General features: G+C 60.3%; 11 protein-coding genes. All 11 read right to left on the reverse strand.

Features of this window, described 5'->3' with window-relative positions; genetic code table 11:
• Positions 1-24: 24 nt before the first annotated feature.
• The gene (locus AC1DXO_RS20510) at positions 25-1047 is read right to left on the reverse strand and encodes a LacI family DNA-binding transcriptional regulator (protein WP_476980048.1); all 1023 of its coding nucleotides are present in this window, start codon (positions 1045-1047) and stop codon (positions 25-27) included.
• Positions 1048-1209: 162 nt separating this feature from the next.
• The gene (locus AC1DXO_RS20515) at positions 1210-2727 is read right to left on the reverse strand and encodes a tryptophan halogenase family protein (protein ID WP_476980049.1); all 1518 of its coding nucleotides are present in this window, start codon (positions 2725-2727) and stop codon (positions 1210-1212) included.
• Between the two features lie 79 nt (positions 2728-2806).
• Positions 2807-5620, reverse strand: a complete 2814-nt coding sequence (locus tag AC1DXO_RS20520; protein ID WP_476980050.1) for a TonB-dependent receptor — start codon at positions 5618-5620, stop codon at positions 2807-2809.
• Positions 5621-6072: 452 nt separating this feature from the next.
• Complete coding sequence (locus AC1DXO_RS20525; RefSeq protein ID WP_476980051.1) at positions 6073-7026, reverse strand: LacI family DNA-binding transcriptional regulator; 954 nt, start codon at positions 7024-7026, stop codon at positions 6073-6075.
• 128 nt (positions 7027-7154) lie between these two features.
• Entirely contained in the window at positions 7155-7304 is a 150-nt protein-coding gene (locus AC1DXO_RS20530; protein ID WP_476980052.1) for a hypothetical protein, read from the reverse strand.
• Positions 7305-7514: a helix-turn-helix transcriptional regulator gene (locus AC1DXO_RS20535; protein WP_476980053.1), complete on the reverse strand. Its 210-nt coding sequence runs from the start codon at positions 7512-7514 to the stop codon at positions 7305-7307. It lies immediately after the preceding gene.
• A gap of 2 nt (positions 7515-7516) precedes the next feature.
• A complete protein-coding gene (locus AC1DXO_RS20540; RefSeq protein WP_476980054.1) occupies positions 7517-7963 on the reverse strand; it encodes a hypothetical protein in 447 nt (148 codons plus the stop codon).
• A 362-nt stretch (positions 7964-8325) separates the two neighbouring features.
• Entirely contained in the window at positions 8326-8778 is a 453-nt protein-coding gene (locus tag AC1DXO_RS20545) for a hypothetical protein (RefSeq protein ID WP_476980055.1), read from the reverse strand.
• Between the two features lie 105 nt (positions 8779-8883).
• Positions 8884-13074 carry a DNA-directed RNA polymerase subunit beta' gene (gene rpoC, locus AC1DXO_RS20550; RefSeq protein ID WP_476980056.1) on the reverse strand — a complete coding sequence of 1397 codons (4191 nt, stop codon included), beginning with the start codon at positions 13072-13074 and terminating at the stop codon, positions 8884-8886.
• A 96-nt stretch (positions 13075-13170) separates the two neighbouring features.
• Entirely contained in the window at positions 13171-17247 is a 4077-nt protein-coding gene (gene rpoB / locus AC1DXO_RS20555; protein ID WP_476980057.1) for a DNA-directed RNA polymerase subunit beta, read from the reverse strand.
• Positions 17248-17610: 363 nt separating this feature from the next.
• Positions 17611-18226 (reverse strand): tetratricopeptide repeat protein (locus tag AC1DXO_RS20560; protein WP_476980058.1); only part of this gene is annotated, 616 nt, incomplete at its 5' end.

The following is an 18226-nucleotide window of genomic DNA, read 5'->3' on the forward strand; positions in this document are numbered from 1 at the left end:
TTGTGTCCGTCAGTTGGCAGGCAGTCAGCCGCCGCACGACTCGCGAATCACCAGTTGCGTCGGAATGCGCGTCGGCGTCACGGACTCGCCCTCGATCAGCGCGCAGACGCTGTCGACCAGGATCTTGGCAGCCATCTGCGTGTCCTGGCGTATGGTCGACAGACGCGGCCAGGCGACATTGCACACCCACAGATCGTCGAAACCGATAATGGCGACGTCCTGCGGGACGCGATAGCCAGACGAGGTCAGTTGGCGCATGGCCCCCAGCGCCAGAATATCGGTCGAGGCAAAGATGGCGTCAAAGAGCGTGCCCGACTCCACCAGGCGCCGCGCGGCATCGGCGCCATCGTCGATGGTCAGGGAGCAATCGATACTAAGAGCCGGATCCGGCACGATCCCGGCTTCGCGCAGGGCCTCGGTGTAGCCCTGGTAGCGCTCGATAAACTCCCAGTGGTCGGTCTCGATCCGGCCAAGATAGGCGATTCGCCGCCGACCGGTCGAGATCAGGTGCGACACGGCCTGGATGGCGCCGCCTTTATTGTCGGACGCCACGCAGACCTTGCCATCAGGGGCGCGGTCCAGCCCCCAAACGACCCAGTTGTCATCGTCGCGGTCATGACCACGAAAGTTCTCGGCATAGGTTTGGAAATTCTTCGATCCGAGAAAGATGATCCCTTCGGCAGGCCGCGTCAGGCAGTAGCTGGCGCCCCAGTCATTGGCTTCACTTTGCAGCGAAAACACCAGCTCATAGCCTTGATCGGCGGCATAGGCGGCAATCGAGCCGATCATCGGCAGGAAGAACGGATTGATATCGGCGTGTTTGTCCTGCATGTCCTCCAACACCAGTAGGGCCAGGGTGCGTACCTTGGCGGAGCGCAACGATCGGGCGTTGTTGTCGACTTTGTAATTCAGGGTCTGGGCGGCATGCAGCACCCGGTCGCGCGTGCTTTTACGGACCTGGGCGGATTGATTGAGAACACGTGATACGGTGGCCTGCGACACGCCGGCCCGTGCAGCCACATCGATGCAGGTGGGTTGTCTCCCCATAGGTCCAGTCTCCCGCTTTTTTATTTTTGTTATGGGGCGTTTATACGCCCAATACCCACAAAAAGGGAGGAGAATACGTATTCAGATAGATTTCAGCTCAAGCGCCGCATGGCTCGCGCAAACGTGCGCGGCGGGCAGTCGCCCTTGCCAAGTTGCACTGATTCATCGCAACTTGGAGTCAATTTCACCCGCCCGGCAATGGCGTTCGATATAGGCCTCATGCGTCGGTAGGCGCGCGACAGCATCGGCCTGGGCCCGACGGATGCCGGCCAGCAAGGTACGCCGGTCGGTCAATGCGACGCGATCGGTGAACGGATGGACCGAAGTAGGCATCACGCCCTGCCCCAGAAGCACCTGCAGCCAACTCGGCATGCGGAACAGGTCGTGCGCCGGAACGTGAATGGACCCGGATTCCCGGAACAGTTCGATCCGGTGAGCGAGGGAATCAGGGACAGCCATATGGCGGCAGTCGTCCCAGAACGCCTCCCCTGCCCGCGCATTGAGATGATAATGCAGAATGATAAAATCGCGGATGGCTTCGATGTCCGCCGTGCCAGCGTCATTGAATTCGTCACGCCGCCGCCTCATGTCACCGTTACGTGGGAACAGCATGATCAGCCGCTCGATGGCCGACTGGATCAGGTGAATCGATGTCGACTCCAATGGTTCCAGAAAACCGGAAGAAAGCCCGATGGCAACACAATTGTGCGACCACTGCACGCGACGACGGCCGGTGACAAAGCGGATCGGCCGCGCATCGCCCAGTGCCGGCGCATCGAGATGGGCCATCAGCAGATCGTGCGCTTTGTCATCCGACAGGTGGTGCGACGCGTAGACAAGTCCGTTGCCGGTGCGATGCTGCAGGGGAATCCGCCACTGCCATCCTGCTGATCGCGCCGTCGCCCGGGTATAGGGCAGCAGCGGCCCCTGGCGGGCTGTCGGCACGGCCAGGGCGCGATCGCACGGCAACCAATGTTGCCAGTCTTCGTAACCGCCCCCCAGCGCGCCCTCGATCAGCAAGGCGCGAAAGCCGGAACAGTCGATAAAGAACTGGGCCGCGACCTCGCGACCATCCGCCAGATGTACCGAGGCGATATCGCCCGTCTGCGGATCGCGGGCGACCGAGGCGATCTTGCCTTCGAGGCGCGTGACACCCAGCTTTTCGGCGTAGCGGCGCAGGTATGCAGCGTACAGACCGGCATCGAAATGAAAGGCGTGGCGCAAGGCAATGGCGTCGCCCGGGGCCGGCCGCGCAAAACGCCCCTCACGCGCAGCGATGGCGTTGAAATCGTAGTCCCACAGGCTGCCCACGTTCTCACCTTCAAGTCGGTCGCGCAGCCAGTAGTGATGGAACGGCAAATAGGCCAGGTCGCGGCCTGCGTCACCGAAGGAATGGAGATAGGCGTCGCCCGGCCGGTTCCAGTCGCGGAACTCGATGCCGAGTTTGAAGGTTGCCTGGGTCTGGCGCATGAAATCGTCTTCGTCGATTCGCAGCATGGCGTTGAAGCGCGCGATCGGCGGAATGGTCGCCTCACCGACACCGACCGTGCCGATATCGTCTGACTCGACCAGGGTAGTGGCGATCTGCGGGCCAAAGACCCGGCTGAGTGCCGCCGCCGTCATCCACCCGGCGGTGCCACCGCCGACAATGACCAGGGATGTGATGTCGTTGGGCGGCATGGTGTACTCTAAAACAGTGCAGACAATAATGCACCTGCCGGCAGGGAGATCCGGCAGGTGCACTTTATGGCTTCAGGATTTAGTAGAAGCGGTAGCCGACCGAGAGCAGATAGTCCGTGCCGTAGTTTTCATACTTCAGGATACTCCGGCTTTGGCCTTCGCCCGTGTAGTAGCGGAAGGGCTGGTCCGTCAGGTTATAGGCCGACAGGTTTACCGACAGCCCCTTCAACGGACCGTCTTCGAAGTTGTAGCCGACCTGGGCGTCGACGACAGTTTCCTTGTCGACCCACTGGTTACCCAGCGAGCTGTCGAAGTTCGGCACCTGACCCAGCCAGGCAGCGCGATAGCGCTGACTGACACGGGCGGAGAAGCCGCGCTTTTCGTAATAGACCGTGGTGTTGAACACCTTGGGCGACAGACCCGGTAGCGGCACCTTGTGAATGCCGTCAGGCTTGATCTGCGAGTTGTCGATGGCGGCACTGAAAATCAGCCCAAAACCGTCCAGGGCCGGCGTCACGATTTCGCCGGGGATCGAGGCTGTGAACTCGAGACCGCGGATAAAGCCGCCGTTGCCGTTGGCTTGGCCGCTGGTATAGCCGTGACGATCGGCATTGGCCAAGGTGTAGTTGGCGGCCGGAGTCGGCAGCGGGAAGCCGGAGAAATCCGTCGGAACGCTTTGGGTGAAGATGTAGCTGGTCAGGTCCTTGTAATACAGGGCCAGCGAGACATAGCCCTTCTTGCCGAAGTACTTTTCAACCGAGATATCGTAGGCATTGGCCTTCCACGGCCTAAGTTTCGGATTGCCGCCACTGGCGCCCCAACGATAGGCGTCGCTGCCGAACGTAAAGGGCGGCGCCGAGTCGACCTGGACCGAATAGCTGCTGCCGCCCGCCATATCGTCCATGCGGGCACGGGCAATGGTGGTGGCCGCCGCGAAGCGCAACGAGATGTCATCGGCCAGCGCGAAGTTGAAGTTCATGCTGGGCAGGATGTCATTGTATTTGTCGCCGTCACGTACCGTGGTGACGATCAGCTTGGTGGGGTCGCCCGCCACCGTACTGCCATCGGTAAAGCCCTGGTCGGAATGCTGGTCGGTCGAGATCGACTGCAGGCCGATATTGCCGGTGACCGGCACGCCGAAGAAGTTCGTGTCGATATCCGCCTTGACGAACAGCGTCGTCAGCTTTTCCTGCATCGCCCAGGTCTGGGTGATGTCGAACTTGCGGTCACTGCTGTTGGCAAAGGCGTCGATACGCGCGTCGACGACGTTCCAGTAGCCGCTGCGGTAGAGGCCCAGCGAATCGTAGGAAATCATGCCGTTCGGGTTACCGAAGAAATCGGTATTGACGATGCCCGTACGGTATTCCTGCGGCACGACCTGCGCCGCCGACGTCTTGTTGCGCAGTTCTCCCTGCCACTGATACTTGCTCTTCGTGCGGTCGTCGAAATTAAAGCCGAAGCTCAGGTCGCTGAACACGCCACCAGCGAAATGGCGCTTGGCGGACAGGCGGACAGCCTTGATCTCGTCCTCGACCGTTGGATTACCGACATAGCCGGCGCGGTTCAGGGCACTGCCCCAGCCGCCCGGATCGGTCAGGTAGACATGATCGAAATCGGCATAGTTCAGGCTCGAATGGACCTGGGTAACGCCGTTGTCTTCCGTGGTGATGCTGACCGTATCCTTGACGACGGCGCCGTTTGGCCCGGTGCCGCCGGTCGATTCCAGGCGCAGGTCGTCGCGGTGGACTTTTGAAGTGCTGACGTCGGCTTCGAGGGTCCACTGGTCGTTCGGCTTGTAGGAGCCGTTGAAACCCAAATTGTCGACGGTCGCGTGGCGGTCGTTGGTGTAGTTTTCGAGAATGGTCGTCACATTGTCGAACGTGCCGGCCGTAATGCGGCCGTTGTCCACCGTGTAGCCCGGACGCAGGACACCACCGCCCCAGACGGCAAAGCCGTATTCCATGCGGCGGATGGTCTGCAGTTCGTGGAAGTCAGAGTGGAAGGCGTCGACCACGACATGGACCTGGTCATTCGGCTTGAATTCCAGGACGCCCATGATGGCGTCGCGCTCATAATAGGACGACTGGATACCCGACTTGTCGCCGCCGACAATGAGATTGCCATCGGAATAGTTGGGGTAGCCCCACGGTTCGTGGGTCTGAGCTTGATACGGCGCCTTGGTATGGGCATAGCCGAGGGCCAGGCCGACCGTCTTGTTCATGAACTGGTCGACATAGGTGATGTTGTAGCGGTTGCCCAGCGTCTCCTGCTCGGGGACCTGCGCCTCGAGGCTGTTCTGCTCCAGCTTGCCCATGACGGACAGGCTGCGGTGGGCGTAGGACAGCGGACGGACCGTCTGCAATTCCGCCGTGCCCGCAATACCCTGATAGGTCATGCCGGCGTCCGGGGTCTTGTAGACCTTGACCGCCTGGATCATTTCCGACGGATACTGGTCGAATTCGACCGAGCGGTTGTCGTTGGTCGAGGCCTGTTCACGGCCGTTCAGCGTCGTGACCGTAAAATCCGGGCCAAGGCCGCGAATGGACAGGGTCTGGGCGCGGCCCTTGTCGCGTTGGGCGGCGATGCCGGGCAGACGCGCAATCGATTCGGCGATCGAGGCGTCCGGCAGCTTGCCGATATCTTCAGCCGAAACGGCTTCGATGATCGACGAACTGCGCTTCTTCGCCGTGATGGCGTCCTGAATGCCTTTCCTGATGCCGCGGACGACGACGACGGTGTCGTCGGTCGTAGCCGCCTGTGTGCCGCTCGCCGGTGCGTCCTGCGCCATAGCCGGCACCGTCACCACGGCGGCTGCCAGGGCGACCCCTGCCGAACAAGCCAGTAATCGCGCCCTCAGGCCGATCGCGGACTTGCTACCATACTTCGTATTCAAGGTTTATCCTCCTCCGGTATCTGTTATCTCAGCCAGTTTTCGCCTCATGGCGCATGGATCTGAGTACAGGTTGATGCATTTAATTGTCTCAACCGCTCTGTCTCTGTCGGACAGCTCATCGCTATTAGTAAAGCTCATCACAAATCATTGCAATCAATCCGCCGCCTGTTAGCCGCCACATTCTAGACAAAAGCTGCAAAATGTTGCGCAATTAGCACAAAAATACAAGCAACAAACAAGCAACATATTGATTTAAATCGCGTTTTCTTTTTCATAAATATTCAAAAAATTGAGAAATTATAACATGAATACGTATTCCTTATCGCTTTCTTTGGATTTTGCATTTGCATTATATTCAACATTTGCACAATTTTGCAAAAATACCCACGACTAGACTCACCGTTGCCTAAAACAGAGCAAGAAACCCATATACTATGAAATACGATTCTACATTATAAAATATTTAGATGTACTTGAAACATCTCGGGAACAACTGTTCCGGTGCCCAGCAGAGATGCCAAAAGGCGCCGGCCGGCGGCCGCCATATCCAGGCGAACGCTTGTTACCGGTGCGGCTGACTCATCCTGGCACCAGGCGACGATTCGCTGCGTGTCGGGGGCGACGGCCATTACGTCTCGCAGAAGCGCCTCCTCGGCGACAAAAATTCCGTCGAAAGTGGCACTGGAAGCGGGGCCGAAGCTCAGCCCATCCGTGGGCGGTTCGGTCAGAATCAGGGCCGGATCGACCGCCAGGCCGGCACTGCTAAGCCCTGTCAGGTATCCCATGAAGCGTTGCGTCGCTTCGTGATGGTCCGGCCCACACAGATAGGCGATACGCCGGCAACCACGCTCCACCAGGCAGCGGGTCGCCAGGACGCCGGCGGCGAAATTATCGGGGCCAAAAGAGGGATAGGCAGAGTTGGCCTGGCCTGTACCCCACACCACGAAGCGCGCTTCGTCGTCGCCAGCCAGGTCATTAAGCCCGGAACGCGCGACTGCGTCATCGAAAAAGACATAGGCATCGGCAGGCGTCGTAGCAACGGCGCCCGCGACATCACCCTTGCGGCCGAACGGCGAAACCATCAGATTACAACGCAGATCGCGCGCTGCGGCGATCAGGCCGCCGACCAGGGGATGCAGCCTCGCCCCGCCGTCCATTGGCAGCATGACAGCGACGGTCGGCCGTCCAAGTCCCGGCAGTCCAGCCGCCTCGCCTGAGGTTATATAGCCCTGGGCCGAAGCGATGCGCCATATGCGCGTCTTGGTGGCGCGGTTGATCAGGGGAGAGTCTTTGAGCGACCGTGACACCGTGGCGATGGAAACGCCGGCCAGACGCGCAAGGTCGGCCATCCGGACTTTTGCGTCCAGCGGCCGGGCGTGCGCACTGTTGATGCGGTCTACTGACATGCACAAACTATCGCGCGAAGACCGGTTTGAAAAAACCCTGTAAAAAATTATGTAAACGTATTCATTTTTTCAGAAATCCTACATTTTTCAGACGCTTGAAAGGCCATGAAAGCGCTCTCGCCGCTTGATCAACCGTAAGGTAACCCGGCCGCCAGGGCCATCCATGTCGCTGCCGTGGCGCCGGAGAAGACGGCGATCCACATGGCTTGCTGCCAGGCATGACGTGGTTTCACGACAGGTTGTGGCGAGCGGGATGTATAGGGGAAGCGACGGCGCATTCAATCCTCCAGATAAAACAGGTCCTCGACCTTCGCGTCCAGAACCCGCGCCAGTTTGAGCGCCAGGGTGGTCGAAGGGACAAACACTTCATTCTCGATCGTGTTGATGGTCTTGCGTGAGACCTGTGCCATGACGGCAAGGTCCGCCTGCGTCAGGTCGCGGGCGGACCGGTAGTCTTTCAGGCGGTTCCTCAGTCTGTCCCCGGCCACGCTCAGCTCCGGTAGAGAAAGGCAAAGGTCAGGGGCGGCACCGCAACCCCCAGCGCCAGCAGGAAGGGCGCGATCAGCTTGACGTCGATATCCATCAGATAGCTGGCCGTATAAACGCCGGTTACCCCCAGGAGCAGAGCCCAATAGCCCATCTGGAAGCAGCGGGCTGTCAGACCCTGGGTCCGTTCGTCGTCGACCAGACCCGCAATATCCCTGCGCTGCCTTAGCCTGGCCATGGCAACGAATAGCGCCACCAGGCTGATCAGCCAGATTGCGCCGGCAACCAGTTGGGTCAGTTTCAGGATACCGCCGTCGATATCGACGTGGCCGCGCTCCAACCCCGTGGCGCCGATCCATGCGAAATAGGCCAGGGCATTGATGATCAGAAGGACGCGGCGAAACCCGGCCACACCCTCGGCTTTTTTGAGCAGTGCTTCGTTGTCGGTCATGTCAGCTCTCCGGACTAAAGTAACCTATGAGTTACATGTAACCTATGGGTGACAAACCGTCAAGGGCGAAAAGGCTTTAACCACGGATCACCCGCCGCTGGTGCGGCGGATGACGCGGATGCCGCTTTGCGGACGCGGATAAGGCACGGATGGTAATGGCGCTTGCAGTAGTAGGCTTGTGGGGCGGAGTCTATCTCGAACAAGCGCGTAGCGCATAAAGTCAGACACAACTGCATTGTCAGACTATAAGCTGGATTATCTGTGCTTATCCGCGTCCGCGAAGCGGGATCCGCGTCATCCGCCGCACCAGCGGCGGGTGATCCGTGTTCCAAATCTTTAGTGGGTGAATGGCTCGCTGATGCTCAAACGATAACATCATACGGGATGGCGATCTCGAGAGCGGCGCGCATCCAATAGGCCGACAGTAACGCGATTAAGGCCGCTAACGCATAGTCAATCGGCATAGACGTGAACCCAGCATAGCCCAGATAGGCCAATACAGTCAGGCATCCTCCCGCAAGGTAGCCGATCAGATTCCACAAGATTCTGCGCGCCGACTGATATTTCCAAAATGCTTTGACCTCAGCGCTTTTACGGACCGGCCAGCCATAAAAAAGGTCAAAGGCCTGCAGGATGAGTCCCGTCCCCATGCCGGCCACAAGCGTTAGATAGCTAAAATGGGGGATCTTGTCCGCCAGATAGCAGCCCAGGAAGATGACCGTTATTGTCAGCGCGCTGCCGACAAGACCGACACGCGAAGCCAGAACTGCCCGAGCAACCGGTCCCCGCAGTACGACTGTCGTAGCTTGTGTCACGATCCACCTCCCGTGATAAGAGTGTGCCCTTCCCCGCTTCGGCGCGCAACAAAAAAGACCCCGGAGCCGAAACTCCGGGGTCCATTTTTTTCATGACCGCAAGCCTTATTCGCCCGCGACAGGCGCTTCCAGCAGGACTTCGGCGGGAAGCGGCTCCATGGCCTCTTCGCGCTGGGTCGACAGCATTTCGTCGCGCTTCATGGCAACACGTTGCAGCGAGCGCAGGTAGGCGCCGGTGCCGGCCGGGATCAGTCGGCCGACGATGACGTTTTCCTTCAGACCGTCCAGCGTATCGATCTTGCCCTGGACCGAAGCTTCGGTCAGGACGCGGGTGGTTTCCTGGAACGACGCCGCCGAGATGAAGCTGCGCGTTTGCAGGCTGGCCTTGGTGATACCCAACAGGACAGGTTGCGTCAGGGCCGCACGGCCGCCACGCTTTTCCGCCTTGATGTTTTCGGCATCGACCTCGGTCTTGTCGAGGTGGTCACCCTTGATCAGGCCGGTGTCGCCGGCGTCGAGGATTTCGACCTTCTGCAGCATCTGGCGCACGATCACTTCGATATGCTTGTCGTTGATCGGCACGCCTTGCAGGCGGTAGACTTCCTGGACTTCGTTGACCAGGTATTCGGCCAGCGCTTCGACGCCCTGGATACGCAGCAGATCGTGCGGATCGGGGTTGCCGTCGATGATGTAGTCGCCCTTCTGGATGATATCGCCGTCATGGACGGAGATATGCTTGCCCTTCGGGATCAGGAACTCGACCGGCTCGCCATCGGAACCTTCCGGCGTGATCTTGATACGGCGCTTGTTCTTGTAGTCCTTGCCAAAGGCAACGCGGCCATCCATTTCGGCGATGACGGCGCAATCCTTCGGACGGCGGGCTTCGAACAGTTCGGCGACGCGCGGCAGACCGCCGGTGATGTCGCGGGTCTTGGCGCCTTCGGTCGGGATACGGGCGAGGATGTCACCCGGCTTGACCTCGTCGCCGTTACCGACGGACAGAATGGCGCCGACCGGCAGCATGTAACGGGAATCCGAACCACTGACCAGCTTCTTGTAGGCGCCGGCTTCGTCGGTGATCGCCATGGCCGGACGGACATCGGCTGCCTTGGACGCGCCGCGCCAGTCGACGACGACGCGGTTGGTAATGCCCGTGGCATCGTCGGTTTCTTCCCGCACCGACATGCCGTCAGTCAGGTCTTCGTAACGGATCTTGCCGCCGATTTCGGTGATGATCGGGGTGGTATAGGGGTCCCACTCCGCCAGGCGCTGGCCCTTCTTGACCTGTGCGCCTTCCTCGACGCGCAGGCGCGAACCGTAGCCGACCTTGTAGGTCTCACGGTCCTTGCCGTCGTGATGGATGGTGACCATCAGGTTGCGGGTCAGGGAGATCAGGTCGCCATGACTGCCGCGAACGGTGTTGCCGCCCGAGATCTTGACCACGCCGTCCGACGTCGTTTCGTAGAAGGACTGTTCCGCCACCTGGGCTGTACCGCCGATGTGGAAGGTACGCATGGTCAGCTGGGTGCCCGGCTCGCCGATCGATTGCGCGGCGATAACACCGACCGCTTCACCCATGTTGACACGGGTGCCGCGGGCCAGGTCACGGCCGTAGCAGAAGGCGCAGGTGCCGAGTTCGGCTTCGCAGGTCAGGACCGAGCGGACCTTCACCGACTGGACGCCCGAAGCCTCGATGGCTTCGACGACGTTTTCATCGACATAGGTGTCGGCCTCGACCATGACTTCGCCGCTGGCGACGTCCTTGATGTCTTCGGCTGTCGTACGGCCCAGCACGCGCTGGCCCAGGGAGACCAGCACGTCACCGCCTTCGACGACGGCCCGGAGCGTAATGCCCTTGGTCGTGCCGCAGTCATCTTCCATGATGATGCAGTCCTGGGCAACGTCGACGAGACGACGCGTCAGGTAGCCGGAATTGGCGGTCTTCAGCGCGGTATCGGCCAGGCCCTTACGGGCGCCGTGGGTCGAGTTGAAGTATTCGAGGACGGACAGGCCTTCCTTGAAGTTCGAGATGATCGGCGTTTCGATGATTTCGCCGGATGGCTTGGCCATCAGGCCGCGCATCCCGCCGAGTTGCTTCATCTGGGCCTGCGAACCGCGGGCGCCGGAGTTGGCCATCATGTAGATCGAGTTGATCTCCTTTTCGCGGCCGTCGGCGCCCTTATGCTTGCGGCTGATTTCCTTCATCATTTCGTCGGAAACGCGGTCGGTTGCCTTGGACCAGGCATCGACCACCTTGTTGTACTTTTCACCCTTGGTGATCAGACCATCGGCATATTGCTGTTCGTATTCCTCGACCAGGGTCCGCGTTTCGGCGACGATGCCGATCTTGGATTCCGGAATAACGATATCGTCCTTGCCGAACGAGATACCGGCGCGGGCCGCTTCCTTGAAGCCCAGGGCCATCATCTGGTCGGCGAAGATCACCGTCGCCTTCTGACCGCAGTGGCGGTAGACGACGTCGATCAGGTTGCCGATTTCCTTCTTGGTCAGGGTCTTTTCCAGCACGCGCAGGCCGATATTCTCGTTCTGCGGCAGCAGGGCGGCGATCTTCATCCGGCCCGGCGTGGTTTCGACGACCTTGGTGCGCACGACACCGTCGGCGTCCTTCTGGGTGAAGCGGCACTTGATCTTGGCGTGCATCGAGACCGAACCATTGTCCAGCGCCTGCTGGATTTCGTTCAGGTCGACAAAGATCATGCCTTCGCCCTGTTCCCCGTCCTTGACCAGCGACAGGTAATAGAGGCCGAGCACGATATCTTGGCTCGGCACGATGATCGGGCGGCCGTTGGCGGGCGACAGGATGTTGTTGGTCGACATCATCAGCACGCGCGCTTCCAGCTGGGCTTCCAGCGAGAGCGGCACGTGGACGGCCATCTGGTCGCCGTCGAAGTCGGCGTTGAAGGCCGAACAGACGAGCGGGTGCAACTGGATGGCCTTGCCTTCGATCAGCTTGGGCTCAAACGCCTGGATACCCAGACGGTGAAGGGTCGGCGCGCGGTTCAGCATGACCGGATGTTCGCGGATAACCTCTTCGAGGATATCCCACACCTGGGGCTGTTCGCGCTCGACCATGCGCTTCGACTGCTTAACGGTGCCGGACAGGCCCTTGGCGTCCAGGCGGGCATAGATGAACGGCTTGAACAGTTCGAGCGCCATCTTCTTGGGGATGCCGCACTCGTGCAACTTCAGTTCCGGACCGACGGTGATGACCGAACGGCCGGAATAGTCGACGCGCTTGCCGAGCAGGTTCTGACGGAAGCGGCCTTGCTTGCCCTTCAGCATGTCGGCCAGCGACTTCAGCGGACGCTTGTTGGCGCCGGTGATGACACGACCGCGACGACCGTTGTCGAACAGGGCGTCGACCGATTCCTGCAGCATGCGCTTTTCGTTGCGGATGATGATGTCCGGCGCGCGCAGTTCCATCAGCCGCTTCAGGCGGTTGTTACGGTTGATGACGCGGCGGTACAGGTCGTTGAGGTCGGAGGTGGCGAAACGGCCGCCGTCCAGCGGAACCAGCGGACGCAGTTCCGGCGGGATGACCGGCACGACGGTCAGGATCATCCATTCCGGACGGTTGCCCGAGTCCATGAAGCTTTCGATCAGCTTCAAGCGCTTCGACAGCTTCTTGCCCTTCATTTCCGACGTATTGTCGACCAGGTCGGCGCGCAGCTTCTCGGCGATTTCAGCCAGGTCCATGGCCATCAGCATGTTGCGGACGGCTTCGGCGCCGATTTCAGCGGTAAAGCTGTCATCGCCGAACTCTTCCTGGCAACGGAAATATTCGTCTTCGCTGAGCAGTTGGTTCAGCTTCAGCGAGGTCAGGCCGGGCTCGGTGACGATATAGTTTTCGAAGTACAGGACGCGTTCGACATCCTTCAGCGCCATGTCGAGGATCATTGAGATCCGCGACGGCAGCGACTTCAGGAACCAGATGTGGGCAACCGGCGAGGCCAGTTCGATATGGCCCATGCGCTCACGGCGAACGCGCGACAACGTCACTTCGACGCCGCACTTTTCGCAGATGATGCCCTTGTACTTCATGCGCTTGTACTTGCCGCACAGGCATTCGTAATCCTTGGTCGGGCCAAAGATACGGGCGCAGAACAGGCCGTCACGTTCCGGCTTGAACGTACGGTAGTTGATGGTTTCCGGCTTCTTGATCTCGCCGAAAGACCACGACAGGATCTTTTCCGGCGAAGCCAGGGTAATGCGGATCTGGTCGAAGGTCGGGGCGACCTGGACCGGGTTGAAAATATTCAGGACTTCCTGGTTCATGATTTCCAGTGACTCCAATGTGGGCGAAACGCCCGAAAAACAATACGATCGGTTCAGTCAGAGAGTGGGGGCGCGACCAATCGCGCCCCTGCCCTGTTAGGATTGACCGTTCTCAAGCTCGACATTCAGACCCAGGGAACGCATTTCCTTGATCAGGACGTTGAAGCTTTCCGGGATACCGGCTTCGAAGCTGTCGTCGCCACGGACGATCGCCTCGTAAACCTTGGTGCGGCCCGCCACGTCGTCGGACTTGACGGTGAGCATTTCCTGGAGGGTGTATGCGGCGCCATAGGCTTCCAGCGCCCAGACTTCCATTTCCCCGAAGCGCTGGCCACCGAACTGCGCCTTGCCGCCCAGCGGTTGCTGGGTGACGAGCGAGTATGGCCCGATCGAACGCGCGTGGATCTTGTCGTCGACCAGGTGGTGCAGCTTCAGCATATAGATGATGCCGACCGTGACCGGACGCTTGAACTGCTCGCCCGTCTGGCCGTCGAACAGGATCGACTGGCCGGAACGATCGAGCCCGGCGAATTCGAGCATGTCCTCGATGTCGTTGATGTGGGCGCCGTCGAAGACCGGGGTCGCAATCGGCACGCCGCGCGACAGGTTCTTCGCCAGTTCGATCAGGTCTTCTTCCGTGTCGGGAAGCTCCTGGTCCTGGCCATAGACGCCACGCAGATGGTCGATCAGCGCCTGCTTCTGGCCGCCGTTCTGCCAGTCTTCGAGAAGACCGGCGATCTGCTTGCCGATATTGGCGCAGGCCCAACCGAGGTGGGTTTCGAAGATCTGACCGACGTTCATGCGCGAAGGCACGCCCAGCGGGTTCAGAACGATGTCGACGTGCTCGCCGTCAGCCAGGAAAGGCATGTCCTCGACCGGAAGGATCTTGGAAATAACCCCCTTGTTGCCGTGGCGGCCGGCCATCTTGTCGCCCGGCTGCAGCTTGCGCTTCACCGCCACGAACACCTTGACCATCTTCATCACGCCCGGCGGCAGTTCGTCACCGCGCTGCAGCTTCTCGACCTTGTCCTCGAAGCGGCGGTCGAGACGCTTGCGGGCGTCTTCGAACTGGCGCTTCATGGCTTCCTGCTCGGACATGATCTTCTCGTCTTCGAGGGCGATCTGCCACCACAGGCCGCGCGAAACTTCGCCCAGCTTCTCTTCGGTGACTTCACCACGCCCCATGCCCTTCGGACCCGAAACCGCGACCTTACCCAGCAGCATGTCCTTCAGACGGCCGTAGATATTGCGTTCCAGGATCGACAGTTCGTCGTCGCGGTCCTTGCCGAGGCGTTCGATTTCGGCGCGCTCGATAGCCTGGGCGCGTTCGTCCTTTTCGACGCCGTGACGGTTGAAGACACGTACTTCAACGACCGTACCGGCAACGCCCGGCGGCAGGCGCAGGCTGGTGTCGCGGACGTCGGAGGCCTTTTCACCGAAGATGGCGCGCAGCAGCTTTTCTTCCGGCGTCATCGGCGATTCACCCTTCGGCGTCACCTTGCCGACCAGGATATCGCCCGGCTGGACTTCGGCGCCGATGGCCACAATGCCGGCTTCGTCGAGGTTGCGCAGGGCTTCTTCGCCGACGTTCGGGATGTCGCGGGTGATTTCTTCAGGTCCGAGCTTGGTGTCGCGGGCCATGACTTCGAATTCCTCGAGGTGGATCGAGGTGAAGATGTCGTCGCGCACGATGCGTTCCGAGATCAGGATCGAGTCTTCGAAGTTGTAGCCGTTCCACGGCATGAAGGCGACCAGGACGTTACGTCCGAGCGCCAGATCACCCAGGTCGGTCGACGGGCCGTCGGCGATGATGTCGCCGCTGGCCACCTTGTCACCGACGCGGACCAGCGGACGCTGGTTGATACAGGTGTTCTGGTTGGAACGCTGGAACTTCGACAGGCGATAGATGTCGACGCCCGGCTTGTTCGGATCCTGCTCTTCGGTGGCGCGAACAACGATACGGGTACCGTCGATCTGTTCCACCACACCTGTGCGGCGGGCGGAAACCGTGGCGCCGGAATCGCGGGCCACGACCTCTTCCATGCCGGTGCCGACGAACGGCGCATCCGACTTGACCAGGGGCACGGCCTGACGCTGCATGTTCGAGCCCATCAGGGCGCGGTTGGCGTCATCGTTTTCAAGGAACGGGATCAGGGCGGCGGCGACCGAAACAACCTGCTTCGGCGAGACGTCCATATAGTCAACCGTGCTGGCCATCTGCAGGCCCGGTTCACCGTTGACACGGCCCTGGACCAGGTCGGCAACGATCTTCTTGCCGCTATCCAGTTCGATATTGGCCTGGGCGATGACGTGCTTGGATTCCTCCATCGCCGACATGTAGGTGACCTCTTCCTGGGCCACACCGTCGACGACCTTGCGGTACGGGCTTTCGATAAAGCCGTACTTGTTGACGCGGGCATGGGTGGCCAGGGAGTTGATCAGGCCGATGTTCGGGCCTTCCGGCGTTTCAATCGGGCAGATACGGCCGTAGTGGGTCGGGTGAACGTCGCGGACTTCGAAGCCGGCGCGTTCACGCGTCAGACCACCAGGTCCCAAGGCCGACAGGCGGCGCTTGTGGGTGATTTCCGACAGCGGGTTGGTCTGGTCCATGAACTGCGACAGCTGCGACGAACCGAAGAATTCGCGGACGGCGGCGGCGGCGGGCTTGGCGTTGATCAGGTCGTGCGGCATGACCGTGTCGATATCGACGCTGGACATGCGTTCCTTGATGGCGCGCTCCATGCGCAGCAGGCCGACGCGATACTGGTTTTCCAGCAGTTCGCCGACGCTGCGTACCCGGCGGTTGCCCAGGTTGTCGATGTCGTCGATTTCGCCGCGGCCATCACGCAGGCCGACCAGGATCTTGAGGATCTTCAGGATGTCGTCCTTACGCAGGGTGCGCTCGGTATCGGCGACCTCCTGCTCGAGACGCATATTCATCTTGACGCGACCGACGCTGGACAGGTCGTAGCGCTCCAGTTCGAAGAACAGCGACTGGAACATCGCTTCGGCGGCTTCGATCGTGGGCGGCTCACCCGGACGCATGACGCGGTAGATGTCGAACAGAGCGTCTTCACGCGAGCTGTTCTTGTCGACGCGCAGGGTCGAACGCATGTATGGCCCGACTGTGACGTGGTCGATGTCGAGCACGTCGACCGTGGTGAAGCCCTGGGCTTCCAGGGTCTGCACCGAGGCGGCATCCAGCTCGTCACCGGCTTCGGCGTAGATTTCACCGGTCGAGAAGTTGACGGCGTCGCGCGCCAGGTAACGGCCGACCAGGGCGTCCTGGCTCAGCAGCAGCGACTTGACAGTGTCACCCAGCTTCTTGGCTGAACGTGCCGAGATCTTGGTGCCGGCAGGAGCGACCACTTCGCCGCTGTCGGCGTCGATCAGGTCGAATTCCGGCTTCACACCGCGCCAGCGCTCGAACTTGTACGGCGTGACCCAGCCGGCCTCCCGCTTTTCATAGGGCACTACTTCATAGAAGGTCGTCAGGACTTCTTCACCGTCCATGCCCAGCGCGAACAGGAAGGAGGTCGCCGGCAGCTTGCGGCGGCGGTCGATACGGACATAGAGGATGTCCTTGGCGTCGAACTCGAAGTCGAGCCACGAACCGCGATACGGAATGATACGCGCGCCGAACAGGAGCTTGCCCGACGAATGGGTCTTGCCCTTGTCGTGGTCGAAGAAGACGCCCGGCGAACGGTGCATCTGCGAGACGATGACGCGTTCCGTGCCGTTGACGACAAAGGTGCCCTTGTCGGTCATCAGCGGGATGTCGCCCATATAGACGTCCTGCTCCTTGATGTCCTTGACCGAACGGGCGCCGGTTTCTTCGTCGCTCTCGAACACGATCAGGCGCAGCTTGACCTTCAGCGGCGCGGCATAGGTAATGTCGCGCTGGATGCATTCCTCGACGTCATACTTGGGCTCTTCGAACTCGTACGACACATATTCCAGGGTGGCGCGCTCGTTGAAGTCCTTCACCGGGAAGACCGACTTAAAGACAGCTTCCAGGCCGTCGTCGATACGGTTTACCGGACGCACGTCGCGTTGCAGGAACTGCTCGTACGACGAGCGCTGCACTTCGATGAGGTTCGGCATCTGGATGGCTTCGGGGATACGGCCGAAGGACTTGCGGATACGCTTCTTTTGGGTGAACGACAGGGCCATCGTTGTTCCTTGATTCAGGGCGGCTGGGCGTTAAAAACGCCTGATCAGTTGAATTAGATATGCAGAAGGACTGCGCGCGAGGTTTGGGTTAGGGCCGCTTCCGGGGCCGAAAAGTTTGCCTTGCGCCTGCTCTTTTTTGACCGGTAAGGCCAAAGACGCTGTGGTTTCGATCCCTTGCGGGATCACCCTTCGCCGATGGAAAGAGCACAAGATCGGCCTGCGGGCCCGCCGAAGACGCAATACGCCTTAAGGGGGAGCGTGCCATAACGCACATTTCCAGATCCGTAAAGGGGGATTTGTAAATTTTTGTTGACAATTCGCAAAGTGAAGGAAATCAAGGCCGAAATGCGGCAATGGCAAATTTTATATGCCGCCTTTCAGACGAGCGATTTGCGATCTGGCGGTCTCGATAAACTGATAGTCTACTGGGGCAAGGGTTCCATTTTCCACCATGGCCACTATCCTGTCCACAACTGCCTGCCAGGCGGCAACGGTGTCGAGACATTTGGCGATTCTCCACAAGCCTGTCCAAACATCGCGTTGCGCCTGCGCATCCCGAGCATCCGACCGCGCAAGACGCTCTGAAATCTCAAGCCCCTGCGTAAAGCGCGCCAGCGCACACTGCAAATCACCCGTCTGAAGCAAGACATCGCCGACCTTGTTGTAACTTATGCTCACATCGCGTTGCGCCTGCGCATCCCGAGCATCCGACTGCGCAAGACGCTCTGAAATCTCAAGCCCCTGCGTAAAGCGCGCCAGCGCACCCTGCAAATCACCCGTCTTCAGCAAGACATCGCCGACCCGCTCATAGCTTATGCTCACATCGCGTTGCGCCTGCGCATCCCGAGCATCCGACTGCGCAAGACGCTCTCTTATCTCAAGCCCCTGCGTAAAGCGCGCCAGCGCATCCTGCAAATCACCCGTCTGAAGCAAGACATCGCCGACCCGCTCATAGCTTATGCTCACATCGCGTTGCGCC

Source organism: Asticcacaulis sp. P2_C5, assembly GCF_056404555.1.

What these genes read in the sequence shown, in the direction of transcription:
- AC1DXO_RS20510 (WP_476980048.1), bottom strand. Translation starts at nt 1,047, where the DNA reads ATGGGGAGACAACCCACCTGCATCGATGTGGCTGCACGGGCCGGCGTG.
- AC1DXO_RS20515 (WP_476980049.1), bottom strand. Translation starts at nt 2,727, where the DNA reads ATGCCGCCCAACGACATCACATCCCTGGTCATTGTCGGCGGTGGCACC.
- AC1DXO_RS20525 (WP_476980051.1), bottom strand. Translation starts at nt 7,026, where the DNA reads ATGTCAGTAGACCGCATCAACAGTGCGCACGCCCGGCCGCTGGACGCA.
- AC1DXO_RS20530 (WP_476980052.1), bottom strand. Translation starts at nt 7,304, where the DNA reads ATGCGCCGTCGCTTCCCCTATACATCCCGCTCGCCACAACCTGTCGTG.
- AC1DXO_RS20540 (WP_476980054.1), bottom strand. Translation starts at nt 7,963, where the DNA reads ATGACCGACAACGAAGCACTGCTCAAAAAAGCCGAGGGTGTGGCCGGG.
- rpoC (WP_476980056.1), bottom strand. Translation starts at nt 13,074, where the DNA reads ATGAACCAGGAAGTCCTGAATATTTTCAACCCGGTCCAGGTCGCCCCG.
- rpoB (WP_476980057.1), bottom strand. Translation starts at nt 17,247, where the DNA reads ATGGCCCTGTCGTTCACCCAAAAGAAGCGTATCCGCAAGTCCTTCGGC.